This window comes from Flavobacterium ovatum (assembly GCF_040703125.1).
Taxonomy (GTDB): domain Bacteria; phylum Bacteroidota; class Bacteroidia; order Flavobacteriales; family Flavobacteriaceae; genus Flavobacterium; species Flavobacterium ovatum.
The window spans coordinates 2,692,890-2,718,488 of the sequence record NZ_CP160035.1; the positions used below are offsets into that span (position 1 = coordinate 2,692,890).

Annotated in this window: 18 protein-coding genes; all 18 read right to left on the reverse strand. The window is 36.3% G+C overall.

Features of this window, described 5'->3' with window-relative positions:
* Positions 1-177: 177 nt before the first annotated feature.
* The 18 genes from ABZP37_RS11350 to ABZP37_RS11435 all read right to left on the reverse strand — a co-directional run bounded on the left by ABZP37_RS11350 (position 178) and on the right by ABZP37_RS11435 (position 25,445).
* Positions 178-525 (reverse strand): HepT-like ribonuclease domain-containing protein, encoded by a 348-nt coding sequence (locus ABZP37_RS11350; RefSeq protein WP_366183085.1) that lies wholly within the window; start codon positions 523-525, stop codon positions 178-180.
* A complete protein-coding gene (locus tag ABZP37_RS11355) occupies positions 518-817 on the reverse strand; it encodes a nucleotidyltransferase domain-containing protein (protein ID WP_366183087.1) in 300 nt (99 codons plus the stop codon). The genes ABZP37_RS11350 and ABZP37_RS11355 overlap by 8 nt, the downstream gene beginning before the upstream one ends.
* Positions 818-1,526: 709 nt before the next feature.
* Positions 1,527-1,922, reverse strand: coding sequence for a lysozyme inhibitor LprI family protein (locus tag ABZP37_RS11360; RefSeq protein WP_366183089.1), 396 nt, complete (start codon positions 1,920-1,922; stop codon positions 1,527-1,529).
* A 378-nt stretch (positions 1,923-2,300) separates the two neighbouring features.
* Positions 2,301-3,359, reverse strand: coding sequence for a hypothetical protein (locus ABZP37_RS11365; RefSeq protein ID WP_366183091.1), 1,059 nt, complete (start codon positions 3,357-3,359; stop codon positions 2,301-2,303).
* A gap of 315 nt (positions 3,360-3,674) precedes the next feature.
* Entirely contained in the window at positions 3,675-5,183 is a 1,509-nt protein-coding gene (locus ABZP37_RS11370; RefSeq protein ID WP_366183093.1) for an alpha-L-fucosidase, read from the reverse strand.
* A 7-nt stretch (positions 5,184-5,190) separates the two neighbouring features.
* Positions 5,191-6,702: an arylsulfatase gene (locus ABZP37_RS11375; RefSeq protein ID WP_366183094.1), complete on the reverse strand. Its 1,512-nt coding sequence runs from the start codon at positions 6,700-6,702 to the stop codon at positions 5,191-5,193.
* A 1-nt stretch (position 6,703) separates the two neighbouring features.
* Positions 6,704-8,041, reverse strand: a complete 1,338-nt coding sequence (locus ABZP37_RS11380; RefSeq protein ID WP_366183096.1) for a family 43 glycosylhydrolase — start codon at positions 8,039-8,041, stop codon at positions 6,704-6,706.
* Between the two features lie 5 nt (positions 8,042-8,046).
* On the reverse strand, positions 8,047-9,300 hold the full coding sequence (locus ABZP37_RS11385; RefSeq protein ID WP_366183098.1) for a beta-porphyranase D: 1,254 nt from the start codon (positions 9,298-9,300) through the stop codon (positions 8,047-8,049).
* 44 nt (positions 9,301-9,344) lie between these two features.
* Entirely contained in the window at positions 9,345-11,912 is a 2,568-nt protein-coding gene (locus ABZP37_RS11390; RefSeq protein WP_366183100.1) for a hypothetical protein, read from the reverse strand.
* A gap of 44 nt (positions 11,913-11,956) precedes the next feature.
* Positions 11,957-13,648 (reverse strand): sulfatase-like hydrolase/transferase, encoded by a 1,692-nt coding sequence (locus ABZP37_RS11395; protein WP_366183102.1) that lies wholly within the window; start codon positions 13,646-13,648, stop codon positions 11,957-11,959.
* A gap of 7 nt (positions 13,649-13,655) precedes the next feature.
* Positions 13,656-13,775, reverse strand: a complete 120-nt coding sequence (locus ABZP37_RS11400; protein ID WP_366183104.1) for a T9SS type A sorting domain-containing protein — start codon at positions 13,773-13,775, stop codon at positions 13,656-13,658.
* A gap of 330 nt (positions 13,776-14,105) precedes the next feature.
* The gene (locus ABZP37_RS11405) at positions 14,106-15,698 is read right to left on the reverse strand and encodes a ThuA domain-containing protein (RefSeq protein ID WP_366183106.1); all 1,593 of its coding nucleotides are present in this window, start codon (positions 15,696-15,698) and stop codon (positions 14,106-14,108) included.
* A gap of 2 nt (positions 15,699-15,700) precedes the next feature.
* Positions 15,701-17,902 carry a glycoside hydrolase family 3 C-terminal domain-containing protein gene (locus ABZP37_RS11410; RefSeq protein ID WP_366183107.1) on the reverse strand — a complete coding sequence of 734 codons (2,202 nt, stop codon included), beginning with the start codon at positions 17,900-17,902 and terminating at the stop codon, positions 15,701-15,703.
* Between the two features lie 90 nt (positions 17,903-17,992).
* Positions 17,993-19,540 (reverse strand): alpha-L-fucosidase, encoded by a 1,548-nt coding sequence (locus tag ABZP37_RS11415; protein ID WP_366183109.1) that lies wholly within the window; start codon positions 19,538-19,540, stop codon positions 17,993-17,995.
* Between the two features lie 115 nt (positions 19,541-19,655).
* A complete protein-coding gene (locus ABZP37_RS11420) occupies positions 19,656-21,287 on the reverse strand; it encodes a DUF5060 domain-containing protein (RefSeq protein WP_366183111.1) in 1,632 nt (543 codons plus the stop codon).
* A gap of 11 nt (positions 21,288-21,298) precedes the next feature.
* Complete coding sequence (locus ABZP37_RS11425; protein ID WP_366183113.1) at positions 21,299-22,981, reverse strand: sulfatase; 1,683 nt, start codon at positions 22,979-22,981, stop codon at positions 21,299-21,301.
* A 148-nt stretch (positions 22,982-23,129) separates the two neighbouring features.
* On the reverse strand, positions 23,130-24,299 hold the full coding sequence (locus tag ABZP37_RS11430) for a T9SS type A sorting domain-containing protein (RefSeq protein ID WP_366183115.1): 1,170 nt from the start codon (positions 24,297-24,299) through the stop codon (positions 23,130-23,132).
* 291 nt (positions 24,300-24,590) lie between these two features.
* Complete coding sequence (locus ABZP37_RS11435) at positions 24,591-25,445, reverse strand: hypothetical protein (RefSeq protein ID WP_366183117.1); 855 nt, start codon at positions 25,443-25,445, stop codon at positions 24,591-24,593.
* Between the last annotated feature and the right edge of the window lie 154 nt (positions 25,446-25,599).

Below are 25,599 nucleotides of genomic sequence, written 5' to 3' on the forward strand. Positions count from 1 at the left end.
GTTTTGATTTTTTTAAGCTTCAGTCCTAACAAATATAAAACAATTTCTCAATCACAGAAATCATAACTAGTATCAATGAGCCGCGTTGCAAACGCTACGTTTTTTGGTCGTAAGGTAAATAGGTACTCGACGCAGTCAAGCACCAGGTTGGGGGACAAACGAGCGCTAGTTGGAGTGTTATTTATTGTCAATTAGATTGTCAATTTCGACTTTAAGTTTTGGAAGGTGATTGATTAGAATTGACCAAATATTTTCGTCAGAAATATTGTCATAAGCATGAATTACTTGATTTCTAAAACTAATAATCGCCTTTGCATTTGTAATTTTAATTTCAAAATTTTGATCACGAGTAATAATTCGATTTATTGCTTCACCAATAATTTCTAAATCTCTTTCAACTGCCCTTTTTAACATTAGGTTATTGCGATATTTTAAAAAGTCCTTTACTTCATCCGAAAAATAACTATCGATTTCCTCAATAGCCATTTTAACATCAAACAGCCATTTTAATATTCTCTCATCCATAAATAAGTTCTTTAGATTTATTTATCGATTTTATAAGAATCGGGTTTTTGAGGGTTTGTTCTTCAACTAAATCTATTTCTCGACCAAATAGTTTTTTTAAATTTTCTTTTAGATTGATGTAATTTTCAAAGTATTGGGATAATTCAAAAGACTTGAACTTCACTAAAAAATCAATATCACTTTTATCATTAAAGTCTGAATTTAATGCCGAGCCAAATAGATACATTTTCTCAACATGGTATGTTGAACAAATGGATCTTAAGCGGTCGATATTTTTTTCAATTAGTATCATGTTCAAATTTAGTAAAAAAGTTTCGATACGTATTGCATAATGCTTGTAATTTATCAAAAACGCAAACTTCTTTCTCTGGCGCTTGACTGCGTCGAGTGCTTGCTTTTATTTTGCAAACCAATCGTAGCGTTTGCAACGCGGTTCCTTTACTATAAGACTTTACTAATTACACTCTCATTATAAGTGAGAACAATTATAAAACTAATTGCCAATCACAAAAAATCATAAATGGTATTAATGAGCCGCGTTGCAAACACTATGTTTTTTGGTCATAAGGAAATAGGTACTCGACGCAGTCAAGCACCAGGTTGTGGGACAATCGAGCGCAAGTTGAGCGATATTTTTTTCAATTAGTATCATGTTAAAATTTAGTAAAAAAGTTTCGACACGTATTGCATAATACTTGTAATTTTTGAAAACGCAAACTTATTTCTCTGGCGCTTGACTGCGTCGAGTGCCTGCTTTGATTATGGAAACCGGTCGTAGCGTTTGCAACGCGGTTCCTTTACTATATGACTTTACTAATTACGCTCTCATTATATGTACGAACAACTATAAAACTAATTCTCCATCACAAAAAATTACAACTAGTAGCAGTGATCCGCGTTGCAAACGCTACGTTTTTTTGGTCATAAGGTAAATAGGTACTCGACGCAGTCAAGCACCAGGTTGAAGGATACACGAGCGCTAGTTGGATAGCACCTTTTCTTTAATTCTTTACTTTTACTGTTCCCGTGCAAACATCACCTTCTTCAATGCCAATGATCCAAGTCTTTAATTTTGTAATTCGTTCGTTGGTTAGTATTTCTAAATAATGGTTCCAACACATTGGTTGCACACTACCGTAATATCCAACTTCTCTATCGGGAAACTTAGCATTCATTTCGGCATCACGAAATTGCACCCAAAGTCTTTGCGCTTTTTTAAAATTTGCAATAAAGACCAAGTCACTTTTATACTCTCTTAGTATTTGTTGGTACACTTGATTTAGTTTTTTATCCGAGGTATTATAATCTTTAATAGCTTCTGAATTCAAATCTAATTGCGTTTGTGAAAAACCCAAGACACTAATCATCAAACAAATTGTAGTAAGTATTATTTTCATTAGGTATCGTTTTTATAAAAATATTTCTCTACGCTGCCACTACTTTAAAAGTCAAATGCACTCCTGCAATCTACTGTAATTTATCAAAAACGCAAACTTCTTTCTCTGGCGCTTGACTGCGTCGAGTGCTTGCTTTGATTTTGGAAACCGGTCGTAGCGTTTGCAACGCGGTTCCTTTACTTTAAGACTTTATTAGTTATCATTTCCTTATAAGTACGAACAACTATAAAGCTAATTTTCAATCACAAAAAATCAAAGCTAGTAGTAATGAGCCGGGTTGCAAACGCTACGTTTTTTGGTCGTAAGGTAAATAGGTACTCGACGAAGTCAAGCACCATGCTGTGGGACAAACGAGTACGAGTTGGGATATATTTATTTTTAATTTATTTGTTGTCCTAATTTAATTAAATAAGTTAATCCTGCTTCATCTTTTAATTCATTTAATTTTCTTTTGTGTTGCACATAATCTATTGTTACATCAGTAGCTAATGACATTGAAGCTGTTAATAAATCTAAATTTGAAATGTTTGGTCTACCTATTACAAATTTTAATTTATCACCTACAGGCGATAATATTCTATAAAACCAATTTTTTTTATCTCTAATTATTTTTTCATTTAAATCTATTAAAACAGGCCTAATACTTACATCAACTATATTTTGACATTCAAAGATGGCTTCTTCTATATTTTTGCAGTTTTTAATAACATTTTTACCTTCTTGAGAAAATTTAAGCATTGCAGACCAAAATTGAGGTAAATGGTCGCTTAATTTATCCCTTGCTTCAAGTATTAAACAAGGCTCAACACCTATCATTGATGGAAGTACCATTTCTATTGATTGCATTGCAAGTAATGCTGCAATGCTTTTATCAGGTATTTTATCAATAGCTAATATGTTAGATTTAATTTTGTCAACTCCAATTAATGGTACACTACCATTTCTTATTCTTTTTTCAAGTTGATCTACCCCTTCAGTCGTAACAAAAAGTGGATTTTTTTTAACTTGATACTTATTTAAGTTACCATTTTCACCTTTCTCAATTAGTTTCACTGAGAAAACTTCATTATTTTTTAATAAATCTGTTTCAAAAAAAGAAGGAAATAATTCATGATTGTCTATGCAAAACTGATGAGCCATCATTAAATAATGCTTTGCAGTCTTTTGTTGGTCTTCTGTAAGTTTCTCTAGTGGATTTTCTTTAAATTTGAATTTACCTTCAATTCTTTCAAAGTTAAAATTTATATTTTTTTCAGAACTTGTAGATATTTTATATTTTTTTGAAATATCAATTACAATCTCTAATTGATTTGGAAGATATACTTTTTCAAATAATAATCCCATAGATGTTAACATTGCAGGATCTGTCATGAAAAAGCCTGAAAGATAACAGCCTTCAAATTTTGACAATTTTTTTGATAATTTATTCTCTTCCATAATATTATTAAATTCGTCTTCGTTTCTAAAAACACCTACCAACAAGTAAATGCCCACAAGTTTATACAATTTCCCCCAAACTTCAAAACAAAATTAGGTTTTTTCTTTCGAATTTAATCACTTCAACAAATCGTAAATTTAAAAAACAACTTATCCAAATTTAGCCCTGATCGAGGCGGCATCCTTTATGGCTTTTTCGGCCATAAAGATATAGCCGAGAGCAGGACTGGTTGTCCTTATGAAAACCAGTCGTTCTGCTCCTAAACAAAAAAACACCAACCGAATCGATTGGTGTTTTTGGAATACTGTCACTGTTTATTTTTTGAATTCGATTTTGATTCCGATTACGCTCCAGTTGGGTAATTGGGTTGGTTTGGAGATGACCAAAGCTTCGTTTTCTGCTTTCCACTTTAGTTTTTCTTTGCTTCCTAAAATCGAAATGTTGGCGATTTTTTTGTCGTTCAATTTGGAGTTTGAACCCAATGACTTGATGCGGACATCTTTGGTGGGTTGCTCCAAACAGAAGGCATACAAAGTGTTCTCTCCTTTGGTTGTAAAACGAATATCGTCTTCGGCATACTTGATGTTTTTTTCGTTGAACTTGGCCGTTTTTACCGTTACGGCTTTTACTGGTCTTTCGCCAAAAACTTTCCAAGGTCGTGAACCGTAGATTCCTTCACCATTGGTGGCAATCCAAGTACCTATTTCGTCTAGCGCTTTTAGTAAATCACCTTCAATATCTCCTTCTGGCGTTTGTACGATATTGATCAATAGGTTTCCGTTCTTACTCACAATGTCGCACAACATTTGCAAGGTGTAAGTCGCCGTTTTGTACTCCTGACCTGTTTTGTAATACCAATCCCCGATAGAGGTATCGGTCTGCCAAGGATACGGACTGATTCCGTCCATCACGCCACGTTCCATGTCTTCAACCCATTTTCCGTTTGAAAATTCTTTACAGTTATAAATGGCTTCTAGTTTTCCGTTGTTGGCCTTTAGATTAGTGTTGTAAAAATTGGCAATCATGTCTCTCCCCACATCTCCAAACGGCAATTTACTATCCGAATACAATAGATCGGGTTTGTAGGTATTGACCAACTCGTTGATGCGTGCCAACCATTGTTGTTGCGATTCTGGATCGGTTGTCATCCATTCTTTATCATCTGGAGCTAATATTTTATGGTATAGATCTACAAATTTCGGGTCGTTTCCGTCATACGGAATTCCTGCCATTGGTCCTTTTTTGTCGGCTCCTTTGTTGGTTTGCCACCAAGTGTAACTCGCTCCCAAATGCTCTGAAACTCCAAATTTCAATCCTTCTTTTTTGGCGGCATCTTGCCATAATTTTACGATGTCTTTTTTAGGTCCCATTTTCACGGAGTTCCAATCATGCAATTTGGAATCCCACAAAAAGAAGTTGTCATGGTGCGTACCCATACTCACAAAATATTTGGCTCCAGCTTTTTTGTAGAGTGCCATCAATTGTTCTGGGTTAAATTTTTCGGCTTTCCACATTCCAATAATATCTTTGTACCCCACTTTAGACGGATGTCCGTAGTGTTCTACATGATATTTATAAACCGGTGAACCTTCTTGGTACATTTTTTTGGCATACCAATCGCCTTGTCTCGGCACGGCTTGCGGTCCCCAGTGTGACCAGATTCCGAATTTGGCATCTCTAAACCAGTCTGGAAATTGGTATTTTTCTAATGATTCGTCTGTGCCTTTAAAAGGTCCTGGAGCAATAGCAGTCTGCGCTTGGCCACTTAATGAAGCGCCTAAAAACAATAATAACGCCCATTGGGTTAGTGTTCGTTTTTTCATAATTTGGTTAAATTTTGGTTGGTTTATTACCGTCTCTAGCGGCGTTGAAAGCTGCAAAAAGTTGCTCTACTTTAGCTTTGTATTTTGGGTCATTAATTAAGTTACCATTCTCTTTTTCTTCGACATTATCGACAAGGTTGAACAAAGCATTTGGTGTTCTTTTAGTATCTGATTTGTCTTTTTTATCGAAAGCAATAATCAACTTCCAACCATTTTCGATAATTACCCCTTCTTTGGATGTTCCCGATTGCGTCATGATATAAGGATGCACAGGAGCTTTGCTTTTTCCTAAAAATAATGGCAATAAGTTAGCCGAATCAATTTGTTGGTTTTCAGGTATTTTTTGGTTGGTAATTGCCGCCAAAGTTGCCATCACATCCAATCCTAAAACAGGAGTCGTATTAATGGTTTTGGCTTTGATTTGTCCTGGCCACGAAGCTATAAAAGGGACTCTGTGTCCGCCTTCATAAGCTTGGTTTTTTCCACCGCGGTAAATATCGCTGGATTGGTGCCCTGCTTGCTTGTCTTCTTTGACTTGCAATCCTCCGTTGTCTGAGGTAAAAATGATAATCGTGTTGTCATAAACACCTTTTTTCTTCAAGCTTTGTACCAACATTTCTATTTGTACATCGAGCTCTTTGACCACATCCAAATGCGAACTTGGTGTAGTTCCTGCAATCTTTTTACCATTCAAATTCTCGGATGGCGTGTGTGGCAAATGCACCGCAAGCGCACAGTAGTACATAAAAAAGGGTTTGTCTTTGGAGCTGTTTTCTATAAAATTTACCGCTTTGCCAACCAACTGAGGCCCCATATAATGTGGATCCCAATTGGAATCGCCCAGACCTTCGTCTTTGTCAAGCGTCACTCCAATCTTGGTCATATTCTCTTGAGAAATGAAGGTGATTTTGGAATCTTTTTTAAACGGAGCCCATTTTTCATTTTCGAAAGCCAAATACGGTACGTCTTGAATTCCAGATGGGAACATATAGCTGTAATCAAAACCATTTTGTTTGGGTCCGTTGCCTGCAATTTGGGTTACATCAACATCCATAGCAATTTTGACACGGCCACCTTTGTAAATTTTGGTGTTGTCATTTTTTTCATAATAATCAGAGCCAAAACCCCATTTTCCGAAGAAAGCGGTGCTGTAACCTGCATTTTTCATCACTTTACCCAAGGTCAAATCATCGGGTTTTATAGGTGATTCCGCATAAGGACTCCAAACGCCCCAAGGCGCATAACTACGGTAGCAGTTTTTTCCGGCCATGATCGCCGCACGCGTGGGCGCACATAAGGCTGCCGGCGTATGCGCATCTGTAAAAGCCATTCCTTCCTTGGCCAATTGGTCAATCGCTGGAGTTTCGACAATAATATCGTTCGAATGCATTTTTCGATAATAAGAAATATCTCCAAGTCCGATATCATCGGCTAATACAACAATGACATTTGGTTTCTTTTGTGCTGTAACTCCCAATGATAGTGCTAAAGCAAGTGTAATAAGTAGGTTCTTTTTCATTTTATTTTTCTAATAATAACCAGTTCAAATTGATAATTTTATCGGCGCCATTTTCAGATTTAAAAACCACAACTATATCTTGAATTCCTGTTACAGTTTCTAACAAATTAGCTTCAATAGTTTGCCAAGAATTCCACCCTCCTGTATATTTTGCTGGGAAATCGGCTATCATCTTTCCTTTGGCATCTTTGAGGTGTATTTCAAAATTCCCAAAACGCTGTCCGGATGCATATCGTGCTTTAATTTTTTTGGCTGCTCCTTCACCAAAATCTACTCCTTTAAATTTCACAGAACTCATATGCTTAGTGTCCGACACCATCCAACCAATTGGTTCATTTCCTCCAACAAAAGAAGTCTGTGCTTTGTCAATTTCGTTGTATCGATCAATTTGTATAGTATCTCCAATTTTTGGATTCCCAATACCTCTTATGGTTGGCTTTACTTTTTTGATGGTTCCATCTTCTTTAAATTCCATGTAATCGGCTTGAATTGAACGCAATTTATTATGTCCACTGATAGCCCACCAATGGTAAAATAAAATCCATTTCCCTTCATAATTCACTACCGAATGATGGTTAGTTCCATTACTAATATTGTCCATTATCTTGCCACGATATTCAAAAGGTCCCATTGGACTACTACTAGTTGCATATCCAATATTATAGCCTTCCTCAGGATACACATGTGCAAAAGTGAAATAGTAAAGATTATTATATTTAAAAGGAAAGGATCCTTCTTTGTAACCCGCAGGCAATCCTTCAATTTTGATGGGTTTTCCCTCGATTTCTATCATGTTGTCTTTTAATGGCGCAACAAATAATTCTTTACCACCACCAAAATACAGATACGCTTTTCCATCATCGTCCAATAATAATCCAGGATCAATTCCAGAAACTCCTTCAATATACTTTTTCTCCCATTTGAACGGCCCAGTTGGATTTTTGGAAATCCCAACTCCTATTCGTCTAAATGCTGATTTGTCGGCAGGTTCTGCAGGATAATAGTAATAATACAAATCTCCTTTTTTTATACAATCGGGTGCCCACATTCCATAGGAATCTTTCTTGCCCCAAGGCACTTGATTTTGATCTAAAAGCACACCATAATCTTTCCAAGTACTTCCGTTTTCCAAGGAATACATATGATAATCGGGCATACAAAAACGAGGTGCTTCAATACCTTCTTTTGGCACCACATCATGCGAAGGATAGAGGTATAATTTGCCATCAAAAACTCTCGCAGTTGGATCGGCAGTAAATATTTTGGTTACTAGTGGATTTTGAGCTAGCAAACCTTGAACTGATAAAAATAGCGCTGTACTTATTGAAAATAATTTCATAATGATTAGTTTAATTTAAATATAAAAGCATCCGATTGGAAAGCTTCTTTATCATTGGCTGCTTTTAATGGTCGAATAAAAATTTGTACGGTATACGATTCATTAGCTTGAAACTGAGTTCCCAAAGCTAATTCCACATCTTTTCGACCAAAACCTGCGTAGGCAGGAAATACTTTGTTTTCAATCACTTTATTGGCACTGTTTTTTACTGCCAAGTGAATTTCTCTATCGGTTTTTGCTTTAAAGTCAATCGGGAAAACAATTGATTTGGCATTTTTGATATGCATTGGTTTTTCGATAAAACGAATGGCTTCATCAAACATAAGAAAGTCTTTCTTGATTGCTGTTTTACTTCCTTTTTTATTCAAGAAAGGATCCAGATAATCGCTATCTACATCTACCAAAATATAGGAACGAACCCAGTCGTAATAGCAAGTATTCTTGGTAGGATCGGCCAATTCGGTATCATTTGGCAACTCAATCCAAGGGTAAGGATAGGTTTCCGAAACCATATTCATTTGCATGGGTTGATCAAATGATTTCTCCTTAATAGTACTATTGAAGTTCATGTGCTTTGGTGCGTCATTATTGTAATAAAAGCTCACTTGGTTTTCGTCTTTCCACCAACCGCCATACACGTTGAAATCTTCGGATGCTAATTTGTCTGATCTAAATTTTACTTGCGGAGCACGCAAATCTTGTTTCTTTTTGTCGCATCCTGTATACCAATAATGTCCATTTGAGTTCATTCCGTTGGCAAAGTGATCTCCTTTGAAATCTCCAACACGACCAATACATTCCTGAATATCCAGTTCCAAACCGTAATTGTCACCACAAGGCAAATCTCCTTTATATGATTTACCTGTTGAAAACCAAAAAGTCGTTGACATGGTTGTTTTGGCTGCTTTGAATTTGCATTCGTAATAGCCAAAATACGCTTCTTTGTTTTTCGAAATTACTGCACCGCCCGCTATATTAAATGTTTGACCGTTGACGATGGTGTCTTTTGCCATTTTTTTTCCTTGAATCATCATGTATCCGTCACCTACACTCACTTGTGATGGCATGAATAATCCCGGTGCACGCCCTTTCCAGGTTGGATGGTAATCGTACCATTTGGAAGCATCCAATTTGTTACCGTTGAACTCATCTGAATATTGTTCATTCACAACCCATCTTTTCCCAACAGGTGGTTCCGGCGGTTGTGCGTAATTGATAAAGGATAGCAATAGTAAGGTTAAATAATAAGGTGATTTCATTGATTAAGGTGCTATTGGTTGTTTTAATTTTGAGCTTATAATTCTTATTTAATTGTCGCTTTGGCCCAGCCGCTTCCTTTCAAAGCGCACCATAAAACAGCAGCGTCTTCTGGATCCGGTTTTAAGTCGATGACACTGTCAGGTTGTCCTAAATTCTTGTTGATTTTAGTCCAGGTTTTCCCCGCATCTTTAGACAAGTAGGCTCCAGGGTTCAAACTAGTTACTCCTTTATTTTCGTCTTGGCTTGCCACTGCAACGGTAATAATATTGGAATCTACTGGAGAAACTTCGGTTTGCCATACATAGGGCATATCAAAAATCTTGTCCCAATCTTTTCCGTTATTTTTACTTTTCCAAACGCCGCCTTCCTCTTGCGTGCCTCTAGCACGACCGCAGGAAATAAACATTTCGTTGGTTTTTTTATCTATAAAAAGATTGTTTACCGCAATGATGTCGTTTGGTGTTTTTGCTTTTTCCCAGTTTTCTCCTTTATCAACCGATTTATACAAGCCTCCATCAATTTTTCCATCGGCAGATTGTACCAAAGTGGCATACAAAATATTTGGATTTACAGGATCCATAACCAAACGTCTCACATTGATGACTTCTTTTGATGCTCCTACGGTTGGCAATCCTTTGTTGATTCGAGTCCAAGTCAAACCGCTATCGGTACTTCTAAAAATTCCGTGTTCGCTAAATGGTGCTTTAGGACCACCTACTTCAGAAATTGGAGAGGCAATCGTGTTGAAATAAATATTTGATGGCGTTTTGTAATCAATCAGCAAAGACGATTGCAGAACATTGTTTGAAATATTTCCACCTGCTTTGAAAGCGATTGCAACATCATTCCATGTTTTTCCGCCATCAATAGATTTTCTCAAAGCCCCACGATGGTCTTGACGGAACATAATAATATAAATGGTATTTGGATCGTTTGGATGCACTGCTACCGAAGCAATTGATGTTGCTCCTTTTTCGTTCAATTGTCCTTCTATTTGTTTTACGGCAACTGCATTTTTGTCTGGATAATTATCCAAACTAGCATTTTGCCACAATCCGTGTTCGCCGCTACTGAAGAATTTTCGACCTTTGACACCAGTGTCCAATAACATAAAACGTCCTGGTAAATTACTGCCACCACGACCTACCCAATGATCACTTCCGGGTTTGGTTTCATTATCATCTACCTGAATCCAAGTTTTTCCGCCATCGTTGGAACGCAAAATTTGTTGTTCGATACAAACAAAAAGTTCGCCTTTGTTATTAATTTGCATGAAACGATTCCCTGAAACCTCCGGTTTATGATCCATTTCTTTTTGTAAATGCCCATAAGTTGTGTTGACACCAACTGGATTATTTCGGGATTGCCAGTAGGCATCGTCTTTCCCTTTCATCCAATCCACTCCTGTGCGTGCGGTTGCAATCCAATTTTTTCCACCGTCAGCAGTTTTCCAAACATCTCCAGGTCCAAACGCTTTGTCGTGTTTAACATTATGCGAAATGTAGACTTCATTTTTGTTTAATGGATTCACTACAATTCTGTTGAAAGTACTGAACATTTGTGTAGGCAAATCTGGATGTTTTTCTTTCAGTTCTTTTTCTGGTTTATCAAACCAAAAAGACATCGTTTTCCAATAGCCTCTTTGTGCATCATAACTTGAAATTTTGTTATAATCTAAAGCAATGTTTCCTGAAATGGATGTCCAATTTTGACCACCATCAGTACTTTGATAAATACCGCCTTTGGCTTTGATTGTTTTTCCGTCTTCTTCATAAAAAGTTTGTTCCAATTCGTATAAAACATACTCTTTGGTTTTTGGATTAAAGTAGAAAGTCAAGTCTCTCGGAAGATTATTCGGCAAACCTTTGGCACTCATTTGCCATGATTCTCCTTGATCCGTACTTCTATACACACCAAAACTAGTTGCTATTACCAAATTTTTGGAGTTACTAGGATCCACAATAATGCGTCCGATATCCATAGTTGGAGGCAAACCGTTGGTGATTTTTTTCCATGTTTTTCCTTTGTCGGTACTTTTCAAAATATTTCCGTAAGAAGCATATTTGGCAACTTCACCTTTTGGATTGTTTAGACTTCTGTGGTTTGCTTTTACATTCCAAAAATCACCTGCACCTGCATACCAGTTATTATCATTGGATGGGTCAACAGTCAAAACGGCATACCTTCCTTTACTCGGAAAATCGTCTATTTGTTCCCAGTTTCGGCCTAAATCGGTGGTTTTGAATAATTCGCCACGAACGCTAATGGCATAACCAAAATTCTCTGATTGATGCGAGAACACAATATCTTGCACGCGACGCATATCACGCCCGGTTCCATCATTATCTTTGATGGTTTGCCATGATTTTCCGTTGTCCCAAGATCCGTAGCTATTGTACATATCTGGCGACATAAACATGACATTGGTATTGGTAGGATGGCACCAATATTCTTCGCAATAACCAGACATTCCTGGTCCAAACTGTTGCCATTCGACCGAATTGCTAGAAACAACTCTTTCGGATTGTAACTTTTTGAAGTATTTTTTATCCAGCTGACTGTAGCCTTTACAGCTAAGTAAAACCAGTAATAGTAGGGTGCTTTTTTTCATTTTCTAAAAATAATGTGGTGTGAATTTGGGTTGTTGACTAGATATTACTCTTCGCCACCATCCTCTTTATTTTTCTTATTGCCTTTCTTTGGTCCTTTTTTGGCAGCGCTATTTTTTTCCATTTCGTCAATTTTTAATTGATCTTTTGCTGACATAGGCCCGTTTGGAGCTTCAGCAAATTTGTTAAAACGAGGTAAAATGGACTCCAATTTTGCTTTTTCTTGTTTTTGTTCGGGAGTGGCTTTCGACCAATCTGTAATTTGTGGAAAACTGATTAAGTCGGTTGGGTTTTTCGATACATCATACCATTTATTTCGTCCGTCTTTAAGCACTGTATTTCCTCTAATTAACTGCATTGGTCCACTGTAAGCGTACAACCAATCGCGGTGCGTTTTTTTGTTGGTTGTTAAAAAAGGAACTAAACTTTCGCCATTGATTTCGTAGTCTTTTGGTAATGTTACGCCTGTAATCTCGGCAATTGTTGGTAGCACATCTGAAATATTTACCAAAACTTCTTGCTTCCCTTTTTTGGTCATTTTCATTCCCGGTGCATAGATGATAAAGGGCACATGACATCCTTTTTGAACATCAGGACTATTTTTTCCATAACCACTCGTTCCATTGTCTGCGCAAAAGATAAAAATGGTATTGTTTTCGATTTTTAACTCCTTCATTTTTTTCAAATACAAAGAAACTTGGTAGTCCAAATAATTGACGTGATTATGAATTCCAGGACCAGTTACTGTTCCGTGGGTATCATAAACACCTTTTTCACCTGTTACATTGGGTTGTGTTCTATTGTATTTTGTTCCGTCCCATTTTACGATTGGTGTTCCTGGCCATTTGTTTTTTTCTGATGGATTCAAAAAGTCCATCGCATCATGTCCTAAATGTGAGGTATGGTAAACAAAGAATGGTTTGTTCTCTTTGGTTTTTCGTTCCATAAAATCCAAAACAAAATCCAATTCTACATCTGGACCGTACGTACTGTTGCCGTATTGTTTTTTGGATTCGGCAGTATTTGGCCACCATTGAAATTTTTCTTTCGACTTGGGTTGGTTCATCAACATTACGTGTGGTCTCCAGTACCAACTAGATTGAGCGTAAGAAGAAACAGCTTGTCCATTATTTCTATTGATTAATGTTTTTTTGCCATCAATTTTTTGCTCTGCCAATTCAAAATCGGTAAACGGATTTTCGGTATTCAAAGAAGTACTTTCTCCGGGAGTGAAAACACCTTCGTCAAAATCAAATTTTTCGATTTCGGCATTTCGCATCTGTGATTTCCCAGCCCACATAGAAGCATATCCTCCTTTTTTGGCGATAGTCCCGATGGTATTTGCGGAGCTAGAATATAAATTATAGGTAGTTAACTTTCCTTTTTCGTTGGTAAACTTTCCGATATGTTTGTTGTCCCACCATTTATGCAAATGTGCATAGCGACCCGTCATCATCATGGCACGACTAGGCGAACAAACCACAGCAGCCCAAGCAGTTGAAATATAACAACCTTCATTGGCCATTTTATCTAGTACTGGAGTGCTTGCTCTGTACTGTAGATCTGTAGTATTACCACCAGATGGTGGACTCCAAACATCTGACTTGTAAATAGGTAATTCTCTGGCGCTAATATCATCAGCGAACAATAGAATAATATTTGGTTTTTGGGTGTTGCTCTTTTGGGCAAAACCTGTAACTGTCGAAACAGCGAGTACTAATGATAAAATGATTTTCATTACAGATTTATTGTTTTATTACTTTAATTTTTTGAGAAGTCTTTTCTGTTTCTAAGACTAAGAAATAAACTCCTGGGTTTAAATGCCCTAGAGTCAAATCAATTTTTTGATTGGTAAGTGCTGGCATTTTATATTCAAACTAATTGTACTCACTTGCGCATAGGCAACATTGTAAAAAGTCGCACTGCCTAAACTTGCGATGACTGTAAACGTGGTGAAGTAGTTTTTTTTCGAAATCATTTTGGTTGGTTAATGGTGGTTGTTTATCTAACAAATGTAAAATAAAGGTAATTTTTACCCTTGAACATATGTTTTAGACTCTATCACTAATGGTTTTATTGGCTGTTCTATCTAGGTTCCTACAAGATTCTTTCGAAAATAAAGTAAAACAAAAACAGCCTAAGTACTTGGTGGTACTTAGGCTGTTGTGTTTTTAATGTAGTTATATTTTCTAATGTTACAAATTCTTCAACTTGGAAGGAAACTTCGTTATCGGTTCAATTCGCATATTTTTATAATATACTTCTGCTGCTTCCGATTGAATTTGAATTTTACCTTTATCAGCCGGAATCGTTTTTCCGCCCACATCGTAGCGTGCATTGTTGACGCGGTTGACCACATGACCGTTTACCAAATGGATACTTTGATTGTCTAAACAATAAATTTCGAGTGTGTTCCATTCTCCAGCTGGATTCTCATAATTATCAGATTTTGTGGTTCTACCAGATTTATAGTTTGGGGCGTATTTTATAGGAGTGTTTTTTCCTTTTGGATTGTAAATGAAATTTGATTTTCCATTGGTATTCACTTTTTCGTCTGCAGGAACATCCCCGTAGACTTCACCCAAAGCGATGAAATCACCACAATCTCCATCTTGCACTTGGTATTCTAAACTATGCATCCAAACCTTCCAAAATGTTCCATGAGGACCTTTGGCATGGTACAATATTCCACTGTCTTTTTTGTCTTTCAAACGAGGTTCCCATTTTTTGTCTCCCCATTTAAATTGGGTTTTCAAATGATAATCGCCATATTCATTTTTGGTAGTCAAACCACCATAAATTTCGCCCGAAACTTTCAAAATATTTTCGCCATTTTCTTGAATTACAGAAAATACTTTTTTGGGATCATTGTTCAATCCCATTGGTTTTCCTGTGTTTACATTGGCCGATTTTTCGAAATTGATATCTACCGATGGATGAACCGCTCCCATCCAAACGTCCCATTTTGCTAGTGTAGGTTCCAGCATATTTTCTCCACCTTGTGCAATCCCAACATTAGTTTCACCCAAAGCCCAACGGATTCCTTCTTGCAAATGTTTTAAAAAATTAGGATCTACATACGATTCATCTGTGTGTCCCATCGCTGTATAAAAAATACGACCACCCTCATAGGTATGGTACCACGAAATAGGGTGTGAAGTTCCCATTGTACCGCCTTTATAACTATTTTCGTCCGCAGACAATAGTACGTTTACATGGGCACCAACTGGTTTTTTAAAATTATACCATTCATCAAACTTCTCAAAAGTAGCAGGATAATGTGTCGTTGCAGGATGCGGATTATTGCTGTTTTTATTGACAACTACTTTTTGTTGCTTAGGGTGTGATAAGAACTGTGCACCAATCATTTCGGCATAAAAAGGCCATTCGTACTCAGTATCTGTAGCGGCATGAACGCCCACAAAACTACCTCCATTATTGATGTATTTCTCAAAAACTTTCTCTTGTTCGCTATTCAAAATATCTCCCGTAGTGTTTAAAAACAACACCAATTGAAATTTTGAAAGTGTCTCTGGACTAAATAAATTGGCATCTTCGCTAAACTGCATTTTCCAACCTTGTTCGTCGGCCATTTTTTGTAAAGCAACAATCCCTTTTGGAATAGAAGTATGTCTAAATCCAGCGGTTTTAGAGAATACCAAAATTGATTTGGTCTCAGTCACGTTACTTACACTAGAGTTTGTTTTATTGGTTGTTTTACAACTATAAACCAAAACGCTGCAAATAGTCAGTAAGGCAACTACATATTTATTAATTTTATCAAACATACTTATAGTTTTAAATTGGTTTTTATAAAAGGATTAGCTCCTAGATCAATACTTCGTTGCGATGGCAAGCAACCTCCAATATACAAGGAATAATTGCCTTTGCGCACAATGGATTTTCCATTTTGATCAACTTGGTTAAAAGTGGTTTTGTTCAAAGCGAAGCTGACTGTTTTGGTTTCGCCTGCTTTCAAAAGTTCTCTTTTAAAGGATTTTAAATCATAAATAGGATCTCCTTTTCCTGCCAATGGCGAACTTATGTACAACTGAATTACCTCTTCAGAATCTGTTTTTCCGGTATTGCTTACGTCGACAGTTACGGTAAAATCTTTATTGATTTTAAGGTTTTTATATTCGAAAGTAGTGTAAGACAACCCAAATCCAAATGGATACAAAGGCTCTTCGGTCATGTATTTATACGTACGCCCAGCCATGTTGTAATCGTCAAAAGCGGGTAATTGCGTTTCTGATTTCGGGAAAGTGATGGGTAGTTTTCCAGATGGCGCAACGTCTCCAAACAAAACATCTGCAACGGCATTACCGCCTTCTTCACCTGGATACCACACGAACAAAATAGCATCAGCAATATCATGAATTTCTGGAATAGCAATGGGGCTACCTCCAGTTAGTACCAATACCAATGGCTTTTTACTTCCTTTCTTTAATTTCTTCAAGTAATCAATTTGATTTTGTGGTAGTCGCAATGATTTTTTATCTCCTTTATCATCCGATGCAATAGCTTCTCCTTCTTCCCCTTCCAATAATCCTGAAATTCCCATTACTGCAATGCAGACATCTGAGTTTTTAGCCTCACCCGTAGACCAATCAATTGGATTATTATTTTTCGAAAAAGGCATGACTCCCATTTTATAATTGATGCTCGTTCCTGGACTCACTTTACCAACTATTCCGTCCAAAATGGTTTGGGTACTGCTTGATACACCATAATAATTCCCGAGTAAAACCTCTTCACTAGATGCGTTTGGCCCAACCACATACACAGTTCTAGTTTTTTTATTGATTGGCAAGACATTATTGCTATTTTTCAATAGTACAATTGACTTTTGAGCCGCCTCAAGCGCTAGTTTACGATGTGGCTCAGAATCGACCACCGAGGCATCAATTTTATCATAAGGATTGGTTCCAATAGGATCAAACATTCCTAATTTGAAACGGGTAGCCAAACTTTCTTTCAATCGAATATCAATTAATTCTTGTGTTACTAAACCTTGGCTCAGTGCACTTTTTAAAACTTTATATACATTTCCGCAATTGATATTGGTACCATTAATCAAAGCCAAAGCAGCTGATTCTTCAGGAGTTTTTGTGATTTTATGAAATTGGTGAAAATCTTGAATTGCACCACAATCGGAAACAATATATCCTTTGAAACCCCATTCTTTTTTTAGAATTTCCTGCAATAAATACGGACTACCAGAACAAGCTTCGCCCAGTGTTCTATTGTACGCGCCCATCACTCCTTCGACTTTTGCCTCTTGTACTAAGGCTTTGAAAGCGGGTAAATAGGTTTCGAATAAATCTTTCTTGGAAACCACAGCATTAAATTCATGTCTCGATTCCTCAGGACCTGAATGCACTGCATAATGTTTGGCGCAAGCGGCAGCTTTCATGTATTTTGGATTATCTCCTTGTAATCCTTTTACAAATGCAACACCAATGCGGCTGGTTAAATAGGGATCTTCGCCGTAGGTTTCTTGACCACGACCCCAACGTGGATCTCTAAATATATTGACATTAGGCGACCAAAAAGTCAAACCTGCATAACGACTGCGGTTATCAATTTTGATGGCTTCGTTGTATTTTGCTCTGGCTTCGTCTGAGATTGCATTGGCTACTCTCTGAATTAGACCATCGTCAAAAGTCGCTCCCAGACCAATCGCTTGCGGAAAAACGGTTGCTCTACCATTTCTGGCAATTCCATGTAGGGCTTCGTTCCACCAGTTGTATTCTGGAATTCCTAATCTTGGAATTGAAGGGCAGACATCTAACATTTGAGACACTTTCTCTTCCAAAGTCATGGCACCTACCAAAGCATCAATACGCTGTGCATTGGTTAAATCGATATTCTCCCATTTAAAGTTTGTGCGATCTATGGAGTTGTAATGGTTTTGTGATTGTACTTCATTCGAAATAAAAAAAGTACAGCCTACTACAAATGCCAGTAGTGGTTTTGAATAATATTTCATTGTTGATTTTTTGGTAGTTACTATTGCAATTGTAAGAAACGACAAAAGCACATCTCTTACAATGTGCTTTTGAATCAAATATATAAAATTTTAAAGTGTAATCGCAATCGTATAAGCAAAATCTCCAGGTTTAGCGTTTGGCATTTTTACTTTCAAACCTTTATCAGTTTGATTCCATTCGATTTTCTCTTTACTTCCTAATACGCTAATGTTTTTGATTTTTAAATCTTTAGCATAAGTAGCATTTTTTGCAAGTGTTTCAATGTTTACAAATCCATCTTTTGGCCAGTCCAAAACAATTGCATACAATTTATTGTCTTTTTCTGTGAAACGAATATCTTTTGATGATAAACCTTTGTTGTTTCCTTCAGAGTGGTGACCTTTTTTAACTTCAGTTGGTCCTTCTCCAAAAGTTTTCCAGTAATGCGTATCATAAACAGCTTCTCCGTTCATATCCAACCAACTTCCAATTTGAAGTAAAATATCTTTTTGGTCTTGTGGAATCGTACCGTCAGATTTTGGTCCAACATTCAATAACAAACAACCATTTTTTGAAATAATATCAACTAAATCATCTACAATTTCGTTAGCCGTTTTAGACTCCCAGTTGCTTACATAACTCCAAGAATTTTTTCCAATTGAAGTATCAGTTTGCCAAGGCAGTTTTCTAATACCTGGTAGTTTTCCTCTTTCTAGGTCATACACTACTGTTCCTTCTGGGAAAGCTTCATGCGAAAAGTTTTTGTCTTGTAAAACAACTTCTTTACCCCATTCGATACCTTTGTTGTAATAATAAGCAGCCAGTTTTGGTCTTTGATCTGCAAAATCTGGAATATCTAACATAAAATCAAACCATAAAATATCTGGTTGATATACATCAATGATTTCTTTCGTTCTTCTCCACCATAAATCTTTAAATTCAGCTGACGTAGGCTCGTTAATATTTTTTCCTTTTTTCGAATATAAATCTGAATACAGAGGATCTGTGGTGTCAAATTTATCTTTCTTGTTATAGTAAGACCAGTTGAAAGCAAAGTGAGAAGAAGCTCCCATGATCATCCCTTTGTCACGTCCTGCTTTAAATAACTCCCCTAAGATATCTCTTTTTGGTCCCATGTCAACAGCATTCCATCTGGTAACAGTAGATTTGTACATCGCAAAACCATCATGGTGTTCTGCTACAGGAATTACATATTTAGCTCCTGATTTTTTGAATAAATCTATCCATTCTTTAGCATTAAATTTTTCTCCTTTGAACATTGGAATAAAATCTTTGTAACCAAATTTCTTTTGATCACCCCATACTTCTTTGTGGTGAAAATACTCTTTTGCAGCCCCTTTCATATCTGGTTTCAATTGAGCTGAGAATTTGATAGAATCCATATACATATTACGTGGATACCATTCAGATCCAAATTCAGGAACAGAGTATGCTCCCCAGTGGATAAAAATTCCAAATTTGGCTTTGTTGAACCATGCTGGATCTTTGTAGTTAGCTTTAATAGATGCCCAATTTGCTTCGTATTTAGGCTTTCCGTTAGCGGTAACTTTCGAAGAACCCGATTGGGTAGGTTTACATGACGCAATAAGCAGCACAGCAGCTATTGGGATCATTAAGTTGAGTTTCTTTAAATTCATCTTAGTGCGAAATTAATTGATTGTTTATTTTACTTTGCGAAATTCGTTTACTAGCCGTTAACAATGTGCTACGTATGTCTTAAATCATAGCTTAAATGATTCTGTACAGTTTTAACTAGACTTTTTTGGCTTTTAATCTTGATATAAGTATCGAATCCGCTTGATTAGACCAAGGTGAGATGAACTTTTCTCCTTTTATATTCCCCGTTTCGGGAGTCAACTCTCCTGTTATTACATTAAACCATTGCATCGTGCGATCCCCGTGCTCTGGTTTTAGATGCCAAGCATTGAATCCGTAGTTTTCTTTATTAACATACATTAAAGTTACAGCTCCATCCTCTGAAGTTAAATTATACGCACTTCCATTTTTTTGAGGAGTAGGTTTCATTTTACCAAAATCGACCATTGTAAATAATTTTTCCATGTGTTTGAAGTACTCAAACTTGGGTTTCATAAAATCTACTGGTTGCTCATATGGATTGTAAATTATAGCGTTCCATGATGTTCCTTGCCAGTAATATGTTGTGTAAACACCTGCAAAAAGACACATATAATTGCGTCGCAAACAATGTTCAGCATTTATATAATCTCCTGTAAATACCACATATGGTGATTCTTCATACCCACCATGTTCAATATTGAAAACTGGTTTTTTGAATTTGGTTTTTGCCTCCAGCATTTTGTTGTATAAATTATCAGACCAATCTTGAGTGGAAATAAAATCTACATTTTCTGGGTATTTCGAACAAAATTTAAAATCATGTACCGACAATAATCGATTGAATTTATCCCCTTTTCTAGCACGCTCAATGCGACCATTGATGTATTTTTCATCGGCTCTACCGTAAAATAATGCTTCTTTAGAAATGTCCCAAACCACATTCGGAAAAGCTTGATACCTTTTGATGACATAATCAAAATACATATTATCAGCTTCTGTATCCATATCTGGCCAAGCGACCAATTTGTTCCAAACATAAATCATCAAGTGAGAGGCGATTCTTTTGTCATGCATCAAACTGATGGTTCGGTCTAACTTTTTGAAAAATTCAGGATTCAAACTGCTAAAATCTGGTTTTTTATTATTTCCTAAAAAAGGATAAATGTCCTGAGGTCCACCAAATTCATGTTCAGGATGGTCTTTTAATTTCGGATCTTTTTTCCAACTCACATCATAAGAAAAGACATTCATCACTACTTGATTGAACCCATTCTCTTTAATAAGGTTCAATAAATGCTCTGATTTTGGGGTTGCTTTATCATTTTTATAATCCAAAGCAAATAACCAATCACACTCAAATGCCAATAGGAAATAAGGGGTTCCATCTTGGTAAAAAAAGTTTTGCGGTTTGTCTTTATTAATTACTATTCCTCCATGGTTGTCTGCCTTGTTTTTGGTTACAGTGACTTTTCCTTGTTTATTATCTAATGCTTTATCATCTGCAAAAGTGACATAGTTCCATTCACCTTCTAGAGAACTAGAAAAGCGAATTACCCATTCATTATTTCCATTGTAAAATCCAGGAACTTCTTGTGTTGTTCCATTTTTATGGTTGAAAGTCGCTCCAAATCGAGTTGTAAATGGTGATTTTTGGTTTGATTTGGTAGTAATTATTATATCTAAAACTTCCCATTTTGGAATACTACTATTTTGGTTCGATTTGTATTTTATGGAAGTTATTTGGCTACTGATTTGAATCGAAAAGAGTAGTAGGGCAAGAGCAGTTAATTTCAATAGTGCTTTCATGGTTATCAAGATTAGTCATTCCAATGTTGGTCAATCACTTTTTGAATGTGAGGGAATTTTTTTCCATCTTCTTCTTTTAATTCTTTTCTTTTTGCAGCCAATTGTAATTTCAAGTCGGCAATAACCTCCTTATAGGCTGGATTATTATAGGCATTATTCATTTCCTCTGGATCTTTTGATAAATCATAAAATTCCCAAGCTGCTGGTGTATCCATTTCAAAAAGATTTCCCCAACTTTTTTTATTCCAATCTGCTTTTGGATCTTTAGTATCTACCCAATATTTTCCGTAAAAAAAGATTAGTTTATATTTTTTGGTACGAAGTCCAAAATGTGCAGGATTTGCATGGGAGTGTGCCATGTGCATCCAGTACCTGTAGTAGGTAGATTGTTGCCAACCTGCAGGCTCTTTTCCGGTTTCAAGAATGGTTTTAAAACTGTGGCCTTGCATTTGTTTTGGTGCTTTTCCTCCCGCTAATTCGATTAAAGTTGGAGCAAAATCGGTATTGTTGATAATAGCATTGGTTCGTTGACCCGCTTTAATTTTTTCTGGATATCTTATAAAAAATGGCATACGCATGGATTCTTCATACATCCATCTTTTATCAATATAATCGTGCTCTCCTAGCATAAATCCTTGGTCACCAGTATACACAATAATAGTGTTCTCATAAAGTCCTTCTTTTTTCAGGAATTCGATTAATCGCGCTACATTATCATCGACACCTTTTACACAACGCAAATAACGTTTTAGGTACTCTTGGTACGTAGCGTGAGTGTACGCATTTGGAGACATATCATCTCTAATTTTTTTAGCTGGATCGAAATTAGGGTCTGAATTTTTAAGGGAACTTTTGTTCCATAACATCATTCCTTGACTTCTGATGGTATTTCTTTTAGAAACGGATGATCCTATAACATGTAGCAACGAATCATTGGCGCCTCTAGTAGCGATTGATCCATTGTTACCGTTGTAATACAAACTTGCTGGTTCTGGAATTTCGGTATCCTCCAGATAATCTTTGTAACGAGGAGCGTATTCAAAATTATCATGTGGTGCTTTGAATTGGTGAAATAATACAAACGGTTTATTTTTGTCTCTCTTATTTTTTAACCAATTGATCGAAATATCTGTAATTACATCAGAGCTATGACCTTTGTATTGTTTCCCAATTTTATCTCCTGCATCTGGATTTGCATAAGGTGTTCCAGATTCTGTTAAATACGGATCAAAATAAGACCCTTGTCCTCCGTGCTGCGTCAACACGCTGTAGTAATCAAAATTGGGTTGATCATGTAAATGCCACTTTCCTATTAATGCTGTTTGGTATCCTAATTTCTTCAACTCAATAGGTAAATATTGTCTGTCCATTGGTAATTCTCCTTCAAGATCTAAGACGCCATTGGCCTGGCTGTATTGACCTGACATGATAGCTGCCCTACTTGGTGTACAGATAGAGTTATTCACAAAGCAATTATCAAATATAATTCCTTCGTTTGCAATTTTATCTAAAGTAGGAGTGGGGTTTAATTTTGCCAATCGACTTCCATATATACCAAATGCTTGAGTGGTATGATCATCCGACATGATGTAGATGATGTTGGGTTTTTGAGTTTTTTTTGAATTTTTTTGAGCATTTATATTGGTAGAAATCACCAATGCAAGAACACAAGTTGCAAATGTTTTAGGAATCATTTTTTTTATTTTTATTGAATGATAAATATCTATATTTAGAAGTGAAAGGACTACCACATATGATTTTTATAAGGAAACAATGGGTTTTATATGCTAAAAGGAGCGGTCTGTGTAGACCGCTCCTTGACAAAACTAGACAAACTAGCTCTTATTTTTTAATTATTTTGGCAGATTGACCATTGTCTGTTTTCAGCAAATAAACTCCTTTTTTCAATCCTGATAAATCAATAGTTTTTTGAGCAGGGATTGATTTTATTATTTGTCCTAAACTATTAACGATAGAAATCGTTTTTACACCATCAATATTCGGTAATGTCACATAATCTGATGTTGGGTTTGGAAAAACATTAATTTCGCTTAGGTTTGATTTTTTAAGTCCCAATGATGTTGTAACTGTAAAATCAGTAGTATTTGGTTTTACTGGGGTGAAATTTGGATCAGTTCCATCTGCAATTCTAAACATATAAATATAAGTAGGTGCAGGTGTTGAAGCATGATTCACATAATTATTTCCAGCATCTCCGGCATTCGGATCAAATACAGGTCCTAACTCTGATGATAAATACATTGACCCCGTACTACTATTAATTAAAGCAGCAGGTACATTTACATTCAAAATTGCAGAAACATTTGTTCCTGCTGGTAAGACAGTACTGTTAGTTACTGCACCATGCCACACATCTGAAAACAGATTTACATCATTTACAGTCCCTCTAGTTTCTGTCCAAAAAATAAATTTTATTCCGTCTACAGCAATATCTGTATCTGAAGTGTACTTAATTGGAACAGCCAAAGATGTTGCTGAATTAAAACTCATAGGACTTGCATCCCACGACCATGCATCGCCAGAAGGAGCTACGATCGTAATATTTTGTTCTACCGCACCACTAGACCATTGCAAATTGCTATTTTGGAACCCCACTCTTAAAACGTAATATTCACCTGGTGCTAATTGCGCACTAGTAGGAAACGCGACCGCAGGATTACCAATTGTAGCTGGTATAGTCCATGCTTTTGTTGATGTCCCAGAATTTGTACCTGTAGCTGTTGCATCATTTACACCTGCTTTCCAACTAGATGAACCTGCAGCATTTTTTAACTGAATACTGTATTGCAGAATATTGCCACCACCAGGTTTACCTACCGTGTAATTTGTACCTGCGCCATCATTACCAGCATCATAGCTAGCAGAGAAGGTGTAGTTTTTTCCAATTTCAAGTGTGGTATGATTTGAAATCCAAGTTACAGTTGGTGCGGTTTGTGCAAACACAATAGTAGACATTATTAGAACGGTTAATAGTAGTATTTTTTTTATCATCTTTAATATTTGTTTTTTGTTGTTTGTATTAAATTATAAACCCGTTGGGTGAAATTAGTTTTAGAAAGTAAATTTTAATCAGTTCGAGTGATTTTTGATAGAACCCTGAAGCGTCGGGAGTATCGAGAACTAGAAAATTTATTTTCAACGCTAATAGTTATGTTTTTACCAACTTCACCCAACGAGTAAATTATAAACAGAAATTTAGGCGTTTTACAATTCTATTCTGCCTACTAAAATTATAGTATTTTGTAAATAGAATAATTAGATAATTTCAAAAACCTTTTGAAATTAATTAGCAATTATCATAGTAGCTTGAACATTCTTAAGCTCTGGAGTAAACGAAGCATCATTACCTTTAATCATACGTAGCTGATAAAAGTAATTTTTGATTGGAGCTTTGTATTGGTCATCCTTAGCATTTGGGTCATGACTAGCCAACTCAGCTGACGGCCAAATTAAATTGTTTGTTTCCAAACCTGTAGGAGGATTTATAGTGATGGTAGTACTCACATTTGTTCCTGCTGGCAACACCCTTTTGTTAGAATATAAACCGTGCCACACATCACTAAATGGATTTGTAATGGTCCAGAGGGTGAACTTCAATCCATCCACTGCGATATCTGTTTCTGAAGAGTAAGTAATTGGTATTTCTAATTTTTCAGCTGCTTTCAAGGTGATTTCTGCTGCTTTAAATCCAACAGCATCCGCCACAGTTTCAGAACCTCCTATAATGATTTCATATTCTGCGGATGCTTTTGCCCAAGCATCATTATCATTTTGAAAGCCAACTCTCATTACATATACTGTTCCTGGAGTTAAGCTAGCCGACGGTGCTAAAGATGGAATTTTCCAATCCCTCCCAGCCATACCAGCATGCTTATTAATAGATTCCGGAATAGTAACACCTGCTTTCCATGTGTATTTATTCCCTGCTTTTTCTGAAATTGAAAATTGAACAGTTGTTTTGGCATTGTATTTTTTTCCATGCCCATCATCACCAGCATCATATTTAGCTGCCAGTGCATATGTTTCACCCACTTCCATTTTTGCGGGTGGCGCACTTAACCAAGTAGAAGTTGGAGCAGTTTGTGCAAATCCTACTGCTGTAGTCAATAGTAGTGTTAGTAAGTGTGGTTTTCTCATAATCATTTGTTTTAAAAAATTAGTATTTTGTCAAAATTAGAAACTAATACTGCCTACCCCTTGTACAAATGGTTTTGAAACTACCTCAAATGATCTAATACTGCGTTTTTCACAATAAAAAGCCGTTTGCGTCTAGTTAAACTAGACACAAACG

What these genes read in the sequence shown, in the direction of transcription:
- ABZP37_RS11350 (WP_366183085.1), bottom strand. Translation starts at nt 525, where the DNA reads ATGGATGAGAGAATATTAAAATGGCTGTTTGATGTTAAAATGGCTATT.
- ABZP37_RS11355 (WP_366183087.1), bottom strand. Translation starts at nt 817, where the DNA reads ATGATACTAATTGAAAAAAATATCGACCGCTTAAGATCCATTTGTTCA.
- ABZP37_RS11360 (WP_366183089.1), bottom strand. Translation starts at nt 1,922, where the DNA reads ATGAAAATAATACTTACTACAATTTGTTTGATGATTAGTGTCTTGGGT.
- ABZP37_RS11365 (WP_366183091.1), bottom strand. Translation starts at nt 3,359, where the DNA reads ATGGAAGAGAATAAATTATCAAAAAAATTGTCAAAATTTGAAGGCTGT.
- ABZP37_RS11370 (WP_366183093.1), bottom strand. Translation starts at nt 5,183, where the DNA reads ATGAAAAAACGAACACTAACCCAATGGGCGTTATTATTGTTTTTAGGC.
- ABZP37_RS11375 (WP_366183094.1), bottom strand. Translation starts at nt 6,702, where the DNA reads ATGAAAAAGAACCTACTTATTACACTTGCTTTAGCACTATCATTGGGA.
- ABZP37_RS11380 (WP_366183096.1), bottom strand. Translation starts at nt 8,041, where the DNA reads ATGAAATTATTTTCAATAAGTACAGCGCTATTTTTATCAGTTCAAGGT.
- ABZP37_RS11385 (WP_366183098.1), bottom strand. Translation starts at nt 9,300, where the DNA reads ATGAAATCACCTTATTATTTAACCTTACTATTGCTATCCTTTATCAAT.
- ABZP37_RS11390 (WP_366183100.1), bottom strand. Translation starts at nt 11,912, where the DNA reads ATGAAAAAAAGCACCCTACTATTACTGGTTTTACTTAGCTGTAAAGGC.
- ABZP37_RS11395 (WP_366183102.1), bottom strand. Translation starts at nt 13,648, where the DNA reads ATGAAAATCATTTTATCATTAGTACTCGCTGTTTCGACAGTTACAGGT.
- ABZP37_RS11400 (WP_366183104.1), bottom strand. Translation starts at nt 13,775, where the DNA reads ATGCCAGCACTTACCAATCAAAAAATTGATTTGACTCTAGGGCATTTA.
- ABZP37_RS11405 (WP_366183106.1), bottom strand. Translation starts at nt 15,698, where the DNA reads ATGTTTGATAAAATTAATAAATATGTAGTTGCCTTACTGACTATTTGC.
- ABZP37_RS11410 (WP_366183107.1), bottom strand. Translation starts at nt 17,902, where the DNA reads ATGAAATATTATTCAAAACCACTACTGGCATTTGTAGTAGGCTGTACT.
- ABZP37_RS11415 (WP_366183109.1), bottom strand. Translation starts at nt 19,540, where the DNA reads ATGAATTTAAAGAAACTCAACTTAATGATCCCAATAGCTGCTGTGCTG.
- ABZP37_RS11420 (WP_366183111.1), bottom strand. Translation starts at nt 21,287, where the DNA reads ATGAAAGCACTATTGAAATTAACTGCTCTTGCCCTACTACTCTTTTCG.
- ABZP37_RS11425 (WP_366183113.1), bottom strand. Translation starts at nt 22,981, where the DNA reads ATGATTCCTAAAACATTTGCAACTTGTGTTCTTGCATTGGTGATTTCT.
- ABZP37_RS11430 (WP_366183115.1), bottom strand. Translation starts at nt 24,299, where the DNA reads ATGATAAAAAAAATACTACTATTAACCGTTCTAATAATGTCTACTATT.
- ABZP37_RS11435 (WP_366183117.1), bottom strand. Translation starts at nt 25,445, where the DNA reads ATGAGAAAACCACACTTACTAACACTACTATTGACTACAGCAGTAGGA.